The sequence below is a fragment of the [Borrelia] finlandensis genome (assembly GCF_030438365.2).
GTDB lineage: Bacteria > Spirochaetota > Spirochaetia > Borreliales > Borreliaceae > Borreliella > Borreliella finlandensis.
Genome location: NZ_CP179480.1, coordinates 36,397 through 49,758, shown reverse-complemented (window position 1 = coordinate 49,758; position 13,362 = coordinate 36,397). Strand labels below are relative to the sequence as shown.

Genomic DNA, 13,362 nt, shown 5'->3' with positions numbered 1-13,362 from the left:
GATTTAGTTCCCTCGCTTTGAACAACATCAGCAACCTTTTTTAATCCAGCTTCAACAGCCTTCCTAACAATGTTAGTCAACGCTGTGAAAGTCTTACCAACAGCACTTTCAACAGCACTCTTCACATTCTCTTTCCCACTATTAGCAGCAACAGCAGCAAACTTTCCACCCTTAGCCAACCCCCTCAGAACAATAGCAGCAGCAATCTTATCACTCTTTTTCATCTCACCATTAACAAAATTGGCACCATTATTATCAGTCCCAATAGCAGCCTCAATCGGATTCGCAGCAGCGCCAGGAGCCTGCCCCTTCGCCTCCTTCGCCTTCTCAGCAGCATCAACAATCGCTTTTAGTATCTGCTCTCCACTAACCGCACTAACAGCAGCAGCCGCCTTCCCAATAGCCTCAGCATCAGCATCAACAGCACCTTTACTACCCGCGAACAATTTCCCCGCTTCCTTATTATCCTTATCATCAGCAGCAGCTGTAACATCTGCTAATACACCACCGGGCTTCCCAGTAATAGCTTTCCCAGCAGCATCAACAATCCCCTTTATTCCCTTAGCAATCCCAGTAACACTGCTTGCATCAGCTTCTTTCCCCTTCTTATCATCATTAGCATCACCAATTTTCTCTCCACCACCAGTACTGCCTGCTGCTGCAGCTTCCCCAGCAGCTTTAATCATCTCTTCTAGCCACTCGCTAACCTCACCAACAGCACTCTCAACAGCACTCTTCACATTCTCTTTCCCACCATTAGCACTCTTAGTAGTCTCACTTCCAGTACTGGTCTCGGTTTTTCCGCTAGATAAGCTACCCAATTTTTCTTTTGTACTTTTTAATTTTTCACATATAGAATCAAAGTAAGTTTTTACATCAGATTTTTTTGGATCTGCTTTAGAGAATGCATCTGCAACTAATCCGCTAAAAGCGTTAAATACATCTATAAATCCATTACCTAGTTTTATAATTGATTGGTAAAATATACTTACTGAATCTTTTTTGTCAGTAGCCTCACTACCATTGTTTTTGCAGTTAATAAAAACAAGTAAAGCTACTAAAATCATTGCACTTGAAATTTTTTTCATATTGCCTCCTTAATGAAAAGTATAAGATATCATCTTAGCTCAAGATAATAATATTATCAAGCGAATGTTCTAAAAATTTTAATTTCTCTTTTATTCTTTTTGAAAAAAGAATAAAAGAGAAATTAAAATTTTTAGAACATTCGCTTGATAATATTATTATCGCCAAGACAAAACCATAAATAATAAAATATTTTTCTTAAAGCCTAAATAAAATTATAAAACGCATTATCTCAACTTAAATAAGTTAATTACCACATGCGATTTCAAACAAAAAAGTATAAATTCTTTCGGGCAACAGCTTTATTTATCATAAAAATAGAAAATTAGTTAAATCTTTAAAGGATTCAACTTTTATTAAATTAAAAAGCTCTTTTTACATTAAAAGGAAACCCATTGTAAACTAATCGATTTATTTTTTAGATGAAAAAAATTTCAAGTGCAATGATTTTAGTAGCTTTACTTGTTTTTATTAACTGCAAAAACAATGGTAGTGAGGCTACTGACAAAAAAGATTCAGTAAGTATATTTTACCAATCAATTATAAAACTAGGTAATGGATTTATAGATGTATTTAACGCTTTTAGCGGATTAGTTGCAGATGCATTCTCTAAAGCAGATCCAAAAAAATCTGATGTAAAAACTTACTTTGATTCTATATGTGAAAAATTAAAAAGTACAAAAGAAAAATTGGGTAGCTTATCTAGCGGAAAAACCGAGACCAGTACTGGAAGTGAGACTACTAAGAGTGCTAATGGTGGGAAAGAGAATGTGAAGAGTGCTGTTGAGAGTGCTGTTGGTGAGGTTAGCGAGTGGCTAGAAGAGATGATTAAAGCTGCTGGGGAAGCTGCTGCAGGCAGTACTGGTGGTAGTGGAGAGAAAATTGGTGATACTGGTGCTGATGGGCAGAAGGGGAAAGGCTGATGCAAGCAGTGTTACTGGGATTGCTAAGGGAATAAAGGGGATTGTTGATGCTGCTGGGAAAGCTATTGGTGGGAAGCCCGGTGGTGTATTAGCGGGTGTTACAGCTGCTGCTGATAATAATAATGAGGAAGCGGGGAAATTGTTCGCGGGTAGTAATGGTGCTGGTGCTGCTGTTGATGCTGCTGCTGTTGGGAAGGCGGCTGCTGCTGTTAGTGCGGTTAGTGGAGAGCAGATACTAAAAGCGATTGTTGATGCTGCTGGTGCTGCTGAGAAGGCGAAGGAGGCGAAGGAGGGGCAGGCTCCTGGCGATGCTAAGAATCCGATTGAGGCTGCTATTGGGACTGATAATGGTAATGGTGCCGATTTTGATGATGGTGAGATGAAAAAGAGTGATAAGATTGCTGCTGCTATTGTTCTGAGGGGGTTGGCTAAGGATGGAAAGTTTGCTGCTGTTGCTGCTAATAGTGGGAAAGAGAATGTGAAGAGTGCTGTTGAGAGTGCTGTTGGTAAGGTTAGCGGGTGGCTAGAAGAGATGATTAAAGCTGCTGGGGAAGCTGCAGCAGGCAGTACTGGTGGTAGTGGAGAGAAAATTGGTGATACTAATGATGATAAGAAGGGGAAAGAAGCTGATGCAAGCAGTGTTACTGGGATTGCTAAGGGAATAAAGGGGATTGTTGATGCTGCTGGGAAAGCTATTACTGGGAAGCCCGGTGGTGATGTATTAGCAGATGTTACAGCTGCTGATGATAATGAGGAAGCGGGGAAATTGTTCGCGGGTAGTAAAGGTAAAGCTGTTGATGCTGATGCTGAGGCTATTGGGAAGGCGGCTGCTGCTGTTAGTGCGGTTAGTGGAGAGCAGATACTAAAAGCGATTGTTGATGCTGCTGAGAAGGCGAAGGAGGCGAAGGGGCAGGGGAAGGCTCCTAATGCTGCTACGAATCCGATTGAGGCTGCTATTGGGACTGATAATAATGGTGCCGATTTTGGTAATGATATGAAAAAGAGTGATAAGATTGCTGCAGCAGGCAGTACTGGTGGTGGAGAGAAAATTGGTGATACTGGTGGTGATGGGCAGAAGGGGGAAAAGGCTGATGCAAGCAGTGTTACTGGGATTGCTAAGGGAATAAAGGGGATTGTTGATGCTGCTGGGAAAGCTATTACTGGGAAGCCCGGTGGTGTATTAGCAGATGTTAAAGCTGCTGCTAAGGATAATGAGGAAGCGGGGAAATTGTTCGCGGGTAGTGCTGGTGCTGGTAATGTTGATGCTGCTGCTATTGGGAAGGCGGCTGCTGCTGTTAGTGCGGTTAGTGGAGAGCACGATACTAAAAGCGATTGTTGATGCTGCTGATGCTGCTGCGAATCCGATTGAGGCTGCTATTGGGACTGATAATAATGGTGCCGATTTTGTTGGGAAAGAGAATGTGAAGAGTGCTGTTGAGAGTGCTGTTGGTGAGGTTAGCGGGTGGCTAGAAGAGATGATTAAAGCTGCTGGGGAAGCTGCAGCAGGTAGTACTGGTGGTGGAGAGAAAATTGGTGATACTGGTGCTGATGGGCAGAAGGGGAAAAAGGCTGATGCAAGCAGTGTTACTGGGATTGCTAAGGGAATAAAGGGGATTGTTGATGCTGCTGGGAAAGCTATTACTGGGAAGCCCGGTGGTGTATTAGCAGGTGTTACAGCTGCTGCTAAGGATAATAAGGAAGCGGGGAAATTGTTCGCGGGTAGTAAAGGTAATGCTGCTGTTGATGCTGCTGCTATTGGGAAGGCGGCTGCTGCTGTTAGTGCGGTTAGTGGAGAGCAGATACTAAAAGCGATTGTTGATGCTGCTATTGTTCTGAACTGTCGGTGAGGTTAGCGGGTGGCTAGAAGAGATGATTAAAGCTGCTGGGGAAGCTGCTGCAGGTAGTACTGGTGGTGGAGAGAAAATTGGTGATGCTGGTGGTGCTAAGAAGGGGAAAGAAGCTGATGCAAGCAGTGTTACTGGGATTGCTAAGGGAATAAAGGGGATTGTTGATGCTGCTGGGAAAGCTATTACTGGGAAGCCCGGTGGTGATGTATTAGCAGATGTTACAGCTGCTGATGATAATAAGGAAGCGGGGAAATTGTTCGCGGGTAGTGCTGGTGCTGGTGATGCTGCTGATGCTGCGGCTATTGGGACTGATGGTAATGGTGCCAATTTTGGTAATGATGAGATGAAAAAGAGTGATAAGATTGCTGCTGCTATTGTTCTGAGGGGGTTGGCTAAGGGTGGAAAGTTTGCTGCTGTTGCTGCTAATAGTGGGAAAGAGAATGTGAAGAGTACTGTTGAGAGTGCTGTTGGTGAGGTTAGCGGGTGGCTAGAAGAGATGATTAAAGCTGCTGAGGCAGCTGCAGCAGCAGGTAGTACTGGTGGTAGTGGAGAGAAAATTGGTGATACTGGTGCTGGTGATAAGAAGGGGGGAAAGAGGCTGATGCAAGCAGTGTTACTGGGATTGCTAAGGGAATAAAGGGGATTGTTGATGCTGCTGGGAAAGCTATTACTGGGAAGCCCGGTGATGTATTAGCAGGTGTTAAAGATGCTGCTAAGGATAATGAGGAAGCGGGGAAATTGTTCGCGGGTAGTAATGCTGCTGTGAATCCGATTGCGGCGGCTATTGGGACTGATAATGGTGGTGGTGCCGATTTTGTTGATGGTGAGATGAAAAAGAGTGATAAGATTGCTGCTGCTATTGTTCTGAGGGGGTTGGCTAAGGATGGAAAGTTTGCTGCTGTTGCTAATAATAGTGGGAAAGAGAATGTGAAGAATACTGTTGAGAGTGCTGTTGGTGAGGTTAGCGAGTGGCTAGAAGAGATGATTAAAGCTGCTGGGGAAGCTGCAGCAGCAGGCAGTACTGGTGGTAGTGGAGAGAAAATTGGTGATACTGGTGCTGATGATAAGAAGGGGAAAGAAGCTGATGAAAGCAGTGTTACTGGGATTGCTAAGGGAATAAAGGGGATTGTTGATGCTGCTGGGAAAGCTATTGGTGGGAAGCCCGGTGGTGTATTAGCAGATGTTAAAGATGCTGCTGATAATAATAATGAGGAAGCGGGGAAATTGTTCGCGGGTAGTAAAGGTAATGGTGCTGTTGCTGTTGATGCTGCTGCTATTGGGAAGGCGGCTGCTGCTGTTAGTGCGGTTAGTGGAGAGCAGATACTAAAAGCGATTGTTGGTGCTGCTGGTGCTGCTGAGAAGGCGAAGGAGGGGCAGGCTCCTGGCGCTGCTGCGAATCCGATTGAGGCTGCTATTGGGACTGATGGTAATGGTGCCAATTTTGTTAATGGTGAGATGAAAAAGAGTGATAAGATTGCTGCTGCTATTGTTCTGAGGGGGTTGGCTAAGGATGGAAAGTTTGCTGCTGATGCTAATAATAGTGGGAAAGAGAATGTGAAGAGTGCTGTTGAGAGTGCTGTTGGTGAGGTTAGCGGGTGGCTAGAAGAGATGATTAAAGCTGCTGAGGCTGCTGCAGGCAGTACTGGTGGTGAAGAGAAAATTGGTGATACTGGTGATGATGAGAAGGGGAAAGAAGCTGATGCAAGCAGTGTTACTGGGATTGCTAAGGGAATAAAGGGGATTGTTGATGCTGCTGGGAAAGCTGTTACTGGGAAGCCCGGTGATGTATTAGCGGGTGTTAAAGATGCTGATAATAATAATGTGGGAGCGGGGAAATTGTTCGCGGGTAGTAATGGTGCTGCTGCTGTTGATGCTGCTGCTATTGGGAAGGCGGCTGCTGCTGTTAGTGCGGTTAGTGGAGAGCAGATACTAAAAGCGATTGTTGATGCTGCTGATGCTGCTGAGAAGGCGAAGGAGGGGCAGGCTCCTAGCGATGCTGCGAATCCGATTGAGGCTGCTATTGGGACTAATAATAATGGTGCCGATTTTGATAAAGAGATGAAAAAGAGTGATAAGATTGCTGCTGCTATTGTTCTGAGGGGGTTGGCTAAGGATGGAAAGTTTGCTGCTGATGATGCTAATGGGAAAGAGAATGTGAAGAGTACTGTTGAAAGTGCTGTTGGTGAGGTTAGCGGGTGGCTAGAAGAGATGATTAAAGCTGCTGGGGAAGCTGCAGGCAGTACTGGTGGTGAAGAGAAAATTGGTGATGCTGATGATGGGCAGAAGGGGGAAAAGGCTGATGCAAGCAGTGTTACTGGGATTGCTAAGGGAATAAAGGGGATTGTTGATGCTGCTGGGAAAGCTATTACTGGGAAGCCCGGTGGTGTATTAGCAGGTGTTAAAGATGCTGCTGATGATAAGGATAATAAGGAAGCGGGGAAATTGTTCGCGGATAGTAATGGTAATGATGATGCTGCTGTTAGTGCGGTTAGTGGAGAGCAGATACTAAAAGCGATTGTTGGTGCTGCTGAGAAGGCGAAGGGGCAGGGGAAGGCTCCTGGTGCTGCTGCGAATCCGATTGCGGCTGCTATTGGGACTAATGGTAATGGTGCCGATTTTGGTAATGATATGAAAAAGAGTGATAAGATTGCTGCTGCTATTGTTCTGAGGGGGTTGGCTAAGGGTGGAAAGTTTGCTGCTGTTGATGCTAATGGTGGGAAAGAGAATGTGAAGAGTGCTGTTGAAAGTGCTGTTGGTGAGGTTAGCGGGTGGCTAGAAGAGATGATTAAAGCTGCTGGGGAAGCTGCTGCAGCAGGTAGTACTGGTGGTGGAGAGAAAATTGGTGATACTGGTGATGATGATGGGCAGAAGGGGGGAAAGGCTGATGAAAGCAGTGTTACTGGGATTGCTAAGGGAATAAAGGGGGGATTGTTGATGCTCCTGGGAAAGCTATTACTGGGAAGCCCGGTGGTGGTGTATTAGCAGATGTTAAAGATGCTGATAAGGATAATGAGGAAGCGGGGAAATTGTTCGAGGGTAGTAATGGTAATGCTGCTGATGCTGATGCTGAGGCTATTGGGAAGGCGGCTGCTGCTGTTAGTGCGATTAGTGGAGAGCAGATACTAAAAGCGATTGTTGGTGCTGCTGGTGCTGCTGAGAAGGCGAAGGAGGGGCAGGGGAAGGCTCCTGGTGAGGCTACGAATCCGATTGCGGCTGCTATTGGGACTAATAATAATAATGGTGCCGATTTTGATAATGATATGAAAAAGAGTGATAAGATTGCTGCTGCTATTGTTCTGAGGGGGTTGGCTAAGGGTGGAAAGTTTGCTGCTGATGATGCTAATGGGAAAGAGAATGTGAAGAGTGCTGTTGAAAGTGCTGTTGGTGAGGTTAGCGGGTGGCTAGAAGAGATGATTAAAGCTGCTGGGGAAGCTGCAGCAGGTAGTACTGGTGGTGGAGAGAAAATTGGTGATGCTGGTGATGATGATGGGCAGAAGGGGAAAGGCTGATGAAAGCAGTGTTACTGGGATTGCTAAGGGAATAAAGGGGATTGTTGATGCTGCTGGGAAAGCTATTACTGGGAAGCCCGGTGGTGTATTAGCAGGTGTTACAGCTGCTGCTGATAATAAGGATAATAAGGAAGCGGGGAAATTGTTCGCGGGTAGTAATGGTGCTGTTGCTGTTGATGCTGCTGCTATTGGGAAGGCGGCTGCTGCTGTTAGTGCGGTTAGTGGAGAGCACGATACTAAAAGCGATTGTTGATGCTGCTGATGCTGCTGCGAATCCGATTGAGGCTGCTATTGGGACTGATAATAATGGTGCCGATTTTGTTGGGAAAGAGAATGTGAAGAGTGCTGTTGAGAGTGCTGTTGGTGAGGTTAGCGGGTGGCTAGAAGAGATGATTAAAGCTGCTGGGGAAGCTGCAGCAGGTAGTACTGGTGGTGGAGAGAAAATTGGTGATACTGGTGCTGATGGGCAGAAGGGGAAAAAGGCTGATGCAAGCAGTGTTACTGGGATTGCTAAGGGAATAAAGGGGATTGTTGATGCTGCTGGGAAAGCTATTACTGGGAAGCCCGGTGGTGTATTAGCAGGTGTTACAGCTGCTGATAATGATAATAAGGAAGCGGGGAAATTGTTCGCGGGTAGTAAAGGTGAAGGTGCTGTTGATGCTGAGGCTATTGGGAAGGCGGCTGCTGCTGTTAGTGCGGTTAGTGGAGAGCAGATACTAAAAGCGATTGTTGATGCTGCTATTGTTCTGAACTGTCGATGAGGTTAGCGGGTGGCTAGAAGAGATGATTAAAGCTGCTGAGGCTGCTGCAGCAGGCAGTACTGGTGGTGGAGAGAAAATTGGTGATGCTAATGCTGCTAAGAAGGGGAAAGAAGCTGATGAAAGCAGTGTTACTGGGATTGCTAAGGGAATAAAGGGGATTGTTGATGCTGCTGGGAAAGCTATTACTGGGAAGCCCGGTGGTGATGTATTAGCAGATGTTACAGCTGCTGATGATAATAAGGAAGCGGGGAAATTGTTCGCGGGTAGTGCTGGTGCTGGTGATGCTGCTGATGCTGCGGCTATTGGGACTGATGGTAATGGTGCCAATTTTGGTAATGATGAGATGAAAAAGAGTGATAAGATTGCTGCTGCTATTGTTCTGAGGGGGTTGGCTAAGGGTGGAAAGTTTGCTGCTGTTGCTGCTAATAGTGGGAAAGAGAATGTGAAGAGTGCTGTTGAAAGTGCTGTTGGTGAGGTTAGCGGGTGGCTAGAAGAGATGATTAAAGCTGCTGAGGCAGCTGCAGCAGCAGGTAGTACTGGTGGTAGTGGAGAGAAAATTGGTGATACTGGTGCTGGTGATAAGAAGGGGGGAAAGAGGCTGATGCAAGCAGTGTTACTGGGATTGCTAAGGGAATAAAGGGGATTGTTGATGCTGCTGGGAAAGCTATTACTGGGAAGCCCGGTGATGTATTAGCAGGTGTTAAAGATGCTGCTAAGGATAATGAGGAAGCGGGGAAATTGTTCGCGGGTAGTAATGCTGCTGTGAATCCGATTGCGGCGGCTATTGGGACTGATAATGGTGGTGGTGCCGATTTTGTTGATGGTGAGATGAAAAAGAGTGATAAGATTGCTGCTGCTATTGTTCTGAGGGGGTTGGCTAAGGATGGAAAGTTTGCTGCTGTTGCTAATAATAGTGGGAAAGAGAATGTGAAGAATACTGTTGAGAGTGCTGTTGGTGAGGTTAGCGAGTGGCTAGAAGAGATGATTAAAGCTGCTGGGGAAGCTGCAGCAGCAGGCAGTACTGGTGGTAGTGGAGAGAAAATTGGTGATACTGGTGCTGATGATAAGAAGGGGAAAGAAGCTGATGAAAGCAGTGTTACTGGGATTGCTAAGGGAATAAAGGGGATTGTTGATGCTGCTGGGAAAGCTATTGGTGGGAAGCCCGGTGGTGTATTAGCAGGTGTTAAAGATGCTGCTGATAATAATAATGAGGAAGCGGGGAAATTGTTCGCGGGTAGTAAAGGTAATGGTGCTGTTGCTGTTGATGCTGCTGCTATTGGGAAGGCGGCTGCTGCTGTTAGTGCGGTTAGTGGAGAGCAGATACTAAAAGCGATTGTTGGTGCTGCTGAGAAGGCTGGGGAGGCGAAGGAGAAGGCTCCTGGCGCTGCTGCGAATCCGATTGAGGCTGCTATTGGGACTGATGGTAATGGTGCCAATTTTGTTAATGGTGAGATGAAAAAGAGTGATAAGATTGCTGCTGCTATTGTTCTGAGGGGGTTGGCTAAGGATGGAAAGTTTGCTGCTGTTGCTAATAATAGTGGGAAAGAGAATGTGAAGAATACTGTTGAGAGTGCTGTTGGTGAGGTTAGCGAGTGGCTAGAAGAGATGATTAAAGCTGCTGAGGCTGCTGCAGGCAGTACTGGTGGTGAAGAGAAAATTGGTGATGCTAATGCTGCTAAGAAGGGGAAAGAAGCTGATGCAAGCAGTGTTACTGGGATTGCTAAGGGAATAAAGGGGATTGTTGATGCTGCTGGGAAAGCTGTTACTGGAAAGCCCGGTGATGTATTAGCGGGTGTTAAAGATGCTGATAATAATAATGTGGGAGCGGGGAAATTGTTCGCGGGTAGTAATGGTAATGCTGCTGATGCTGCTGCTATTGGGAAGGCGGCTGCTGCTGTTAGTGCGGTTAGTGGAGAGCAGATACTAAAAGCGATTGTTGATGCTGCTGATGCTGCTGAGAAGGCGAAGGAGGGGCAGGCTCCTAGCGATGCTGCGAATCCGATTGAGGCTGCTATTGGGACTGATGGTGATGGTGCCAATTTTGATAAAGAGATGAAAAAGAGTGATAAGATTGCTGCTGCTATTGTTCTGAGGGGGTTGGCTAAGGATGGAAAGTTTGCTGCTGATGATGCTAATGGGAAAGAGAATGTGAAGAGTACTGTTGAAAGTGCTGTTGGTGAGGTTAGCGGGTGGCTAGAAGAGATGATTAAAGCTGCTGGGGAAGCTGCAGGCAGTACTGGTGGTGAAGAGAAAATTGGTGATGCTGATGATGGGCAGAAGGGGGAAAAGGCTGATGCAAGCAGTGTTACTGGGATTGCTAAGGGAATAAAGGGGATTGTTGATGCTGCTGGGAAAGCTATTACTGGGAAGCCCGGTGGTGTATTAGCAGGTGTTAAAGATGCTGCTGATGATAAGGATAATAAGGAAGCGGGGAAATTGTTCGCGGATAGTAATGGTAATGATGATGCTGCTGTTAGTGCGGTTAGTGGAGAGCAGATACTAAAAGCGATTGTTGGTGCTGCTGAGAAGGCGAAGGGGCAGGGGAAGGCTCCTGGTGCTGCTGCGAATCCGATTGCGGCTGCTATTGGGACTAATAATAATGGTGCCGATTTTGGTAATGATATGAAAAAGAGTGATAAGATTGCTGCTGCTATTGTTCTGAGGGGGGTTGGCTAAGGGTGGAAAGTTTGCTGCTGTTGATGCTAATGGTGGGAAAGAGAATGTGAAGAGTGCTGTTGAAAGTGCTGTTGGTGAGGTTAGCGGGTGGCTAGAAGAGATGATTAAAGCTGCTGGGGAAGCTGCTGCAGCAGGTAGTACTGGTGGTGGAGAGAAAATTGGTGATACTGGTGATGATGATGGGCAGAAGGGGGGAAAGGCTGATGAAAGCAGTGTTACTGGGATTGCTAAGGGAATAAAGGGGGGATTGTTGATGCTCCTGGGAAAGCTATTACTGGGAAGCCCGGTGGTGGTGTATTAGCAGATGTTAAAGATGCTGATAAGGATAATGAGGAAGCGGGGAAATTGTTCGAGGGTAGTAATGGTAATGCTGCTGATGCTGATGCTGAGGCTATTGGGAAGGCGGCTGCTGCTGTTAGTGCGATTAGTGGAGAGCAGATACTAAAAGCGATTGTTGGTGCTGCTGGTGCTGCTGAGAAGGCGAAGGAGGGGCAGGGGAAGGCTCCTAGTGAGGCTACGAATCCGATTGCGGCTGCTATTGGGACTAATAATAATAATGGTGCCGATTTTGATAATGATATGAAAAAGAGTGATAAGATTGCTGCTGCTATTGTTCTGAGGGGGTTGGCTAAGGGTGGAAAGTTTGCTGCTGATGATGCTAATGGGAAAGAGAATGTGAAGAGTGCTGTTGAAAGTGCTGTTGGTGAGGTTAGCGGGTGGCTAGAAGAGATGATTAAAGCTGCTGGGGAAGCTGCAGCAGGTAGTACTGGTGGTGGAGAGAAAATTGGTGATGCTGGTGATGATGATGGGCAGAAGGGGAAAGGCTGATGAAAGCAGTGTTACTGGGATTGCTAAGGGAATAAAGGGGATTGTTGATGCTGCTGGGAAAGCTGTTGCTGGGAAGCCCGGTGGTGGTGTATTAGCGGGTGTTAAAGATGCTGCTGATGATAAGGATAATGAGGAAGCGGGGAAATTGTTCGCGGGTAGTGCAGGTAATGTTGCTGTTGATGCTGCGGCTATTGGGAAGGCGGCTGCTGCTGTTAGTGCGGTTAGTGGAGAGCAGATACTAAAAGCGATTGTTGGTGCTGCTGGTGCTGCTGAGAAGGCGAAGGAGGCGAAGGGGAAGGCTCCTGGTGATGCTAAGAATCCAATTGAAGCTGCTATTGGGACTGATAATAATAATGGTGCCAATTTTGTTAATGATGATATGAAAAAGAGTGATAAGATTGCTGCTGCTATTGTTCTGAGGGGGTTGGCTAAGGATGGAAAGTTTTCTTTAGTAACTTTTTAGATTTTTAGAATAGACATCCACTAGAGAATGATTCACAAGATTAACTTAAGATAGTTCTCAAATTGACTTTTTATCCTTAGATATTATTCCTTATTAAAATTAATTTAAATTTGCTTTTAAATTAATTTTAAATTAATTTTAATATAACATTTATAATAGATATGCACAAATTAAGGAGAAATGAAATGGAAAAAGTAGAAAAATTAAAAAACAAATACCAACATAAACTAATCGTACTAGTATCAACACTTTGCTATGTAAACAATAAACATAAAAAATATTCACAAAGCAACATACTTTATTATTTTAATGAAAATTTAAAAAGAAATGGACAAAAACCTATTAAAATAAAAACATTACAAAACTATCTTTACAGACTAGAAAAAGAATTTAAAGTAACAACCAATTATTATAAACATTTAGGAGTTAACTGCGGAACCGAAATTTACTATAAACTTAAATATCAGAAACAAAAATGCTATCATAAAATAAACCAATCTTTTAAATATAAAAAAGAAATTAGATTTAAGTTGAGAGTAAGTACATTTTTCAAAAACCCCCACTCAAAAAAGGGGAATGTAAAATTAAGGGAATGTAATAATAATAAAGAGAAAGAGAAAGAAAAAAACAAAAAAATAGAAAACTTACAAATACAAAATTATGCCAAGAAATGCAAATTTATAACAAATTCTTTCTCAAAGATTATAAATTTCAATATAAAAAAAAATATCAAAATAGAAATACTAAAAGAAATCAAAAAAGTAGAAAATTTCTTTAAAAAAAACTTTTACAAAAATCATGCAAAAAAGAAAAACAAAAAAACAAAGAGAAAAGAACTAAGTACATTATTAGAAAAAACAAAAAGAATTTTAGAAAAAGAAGGACTAGACAAAAATAAATTAGAAACATATTTTCAAAATATATATTCAAAATATGAAAATAAACCTCATTTTATATTAGATCACGATAAATATGATGATTTAAAGCAAATAATAAATAAAATAAAGAAAAATATAAATAAATCCAACATAAAAACAATACAAGAAAATATCAAAAACAATATATTTAACATATTATTCGAACAATTAAAAATAAAATCTGAAATTGATAAAGAAATTTTAATAAAAAAAATAAAAAACTATTTAAATCAAATAAAAAAACCAAAATATACTGATTTATTTAACAATAAATATTGCCATGATCTAATAAAATTAACCAAAGATAAAAATAATTTTTTAACTAACGAAAAAGTCATTGGACAAAAATAAA

The 13,362-nt window shown here is 43.6% G+C and carries 15 protein-coding genes; 14 read left to right on the top strand and 1 reads right to left on the bottom strand.

Annotated elements, in window-relative coordinates; all coding sequences use genetic code 11:
- A partial coding sequence (locus tag QIA19_RS05200; protein ID WP_418905193.1) for a variable large family protein occupies window positions 1–1,088 on the bottom strand: 1,088 nt, incomplete at its 3' end.
- 420 nt (window positions 1,089–1,508) lie between these two features.
- Here QIA19_RS05200 and QIA19_RS05195 point away from each other — a divergent pair.
- From QIA19_RS05195 to QIA19_RS05130, 14 genes are all read left to right on the top strand, one after another.
- Window positions 1,509–2,009 carry a variable large family protein gene (locus tag QIA19_RS05195; RefSeq protein WP_418905192.1) on the top strand — a complete coding sequence of 167 codons (501 nt, stop codon included), beginning with the start codon at window positions 1,509–1,511 and terminating at the stop codon, window positions 2,007–2,009.
- The gene (locus tag QIA19_RS05190) at window positions 1,987–3,348 is read left to right on the top strand and encodes a variable large family protein (protein ID WP_418905191.1); all 1,362 of its coding nucleotides are present in this window, start codon (window positions 1,987–1,989) and stop codon (window positions 3,346–3,348) included. The genes QIA19_RS05195 and QIA19_RS05190 overlap by 23 nt, the downstream gene beginning before the upstream one ends.
- Window positions 3,317–3,856, top strand: coding sequence for a variable large family protein (locus QIA19_RS05185; RefSeq protein ID WP_418905190.1), 540 nt, complete (start codon window positions 3,317–3,319; stop codon window positions 3,854–3,856). The genes QIA19_RS05190 and QIA19_RS05185 overlap by 32 nt, the downstream gene beginning before the upstream one ends.
- Window positions 3,857–3,878: 22 nt before the next feature.
- Entirely contained in the window at window positions 3,879–4,493 is a 615-nt protein-coding gene (locus QIA19_RS05180) for a variable large family protein (RefSeq protein ID WP_418905189.1), read from the top strand.
- Window positions 4,478–6,838: a variable large family protein gene (locus QIA19_RS05175; protein ID WP_418905196.1), complete on the top strand. Its 2,361-nt coding sequence runs from the start codon at window positions 4,478–4,480 to the stop codon at window positions 6,836–6,838. The genes QIA19_RS05180 and QIA19_RS05175 overlap by 16 nt, the downstream gene beginning before the upstream one ends.
- Window positions 6,784–7,365 carry a variable large family protein gene (locus QIA19_RS05170; RefSeq protein ID WP_418905195.1) on the top strand — a complete coding sequence of 194 codons (582 nt, stop codon included), beginning with the start codon at window positions 6,784–6,786 and terminating at the stop codon, window positions 7,363–7,365. The genes QIA19_RS05175 and QIA19_RS05170 overlap by 55 nt, the downstream gene beginning before the upstream one ends.
- Window positions 7,343–7,618, top strand: coding sequence for a variable large family protein (locus tag QIA19_RS05165; RefSeq protein ID WP_418905188.1), 276 nt, complete (start codon window positions 7,343–7,345; stop codon window positions 7,616–7,618). The genes QIA19_RS05170 and QIA19_RS05165 overlap by 23 nt, the downstream gene beginning before the upstream one ends.
- Window positions 7,587–8,126, top strand: coding sequence for a variable large family protein (locus QIA19_RS05160; RefSeq protein ID WP_418905187.1), 540 nt, complete (start codon window positions 7,587–7,589; stop codon window positions 8,124–8,126). The genes QIA19_RS05165 and QIA19_RS05160 overlap by 32 nt, the downstream gene beginning before the upstream one ends.
- Window positions 8,127–8,148: 22 nt before the next feature.
- Window positions 8,149–8,763: a variable large family protein gene (locus tag QIA19_RS05155; RefSeq protein WP_418905186.1), complete on the top strand. Its 615-nt coding sequence runs from the start codon at window positions 8,149–8,151 to the stop codon at window positions 8,761–8,763.
- 101 nt (window positions 8,764–8,864) lie between these two features.
- Window positions 8,865–10,802 carry a variable large family protein gene (locus tag QIA19_RS05150; RefSeq protein ID WP_418905185.1) on the top strand — a complete coding sequence of 646 codons (1,938 nt, stop codon included), beginning with the start codon at window positions 8,865–8,867 and terminating at the stop codon, window positions 10,800–10,802.
- Window positions 10,795–11,103: a hypothetical protein gene (locus QIA19_RS05145; protein ID WP_418905184.1), complete on the top strand. Its 309-nt coding sequence runs from the start codon at window positions 10,795–10,797 to the stop codon at window positions 11,101–11,103. Before QIA19_RS05150 ends, QIA19_RS05145 begins: the two co-directional genes overlap by 8 nt.
- 44 nt (window positions 11,104–11,147) lie before the next feature.
- A complete protein-coding gene (locus tag QIA19_RS05140; RefSeq protein WP_418905183.1) occupies window positions 11,148–11,630 on the top strand; it encodes a variable large family protein in 483 nt (160 codons plus the stop codon).
- A complete protein-coding gene (locus QIA19_RS05135) occupies window positions 11,608–12,093 on the top strand; it encodes a variable large family protein (RefSeq protein ID WP_418905182.1) in 486 nt (161 codons plus the stop codon). The genes QIA19_RS05140 and QIA19_RS05135 overlap by 23 nt, the downstream gene beginning before the upstream one ends.
- Before the next feature lie 185 nt (window positions 12,094–12,278).
- The gene (locus QIA19_RS05130) at window positions 12,279–13,361 is read left to right on the top strand and encodes a plasmid maintenance protein (protein ID WP_418905181.1); all 1,083 of its coding nucleotides are present in this window, start codon (window positions 12,279–12,281) and stop codon (window positions 13,359–13,361) included.
- Window position 13,362: the final 1 nt, after the last annotated feature.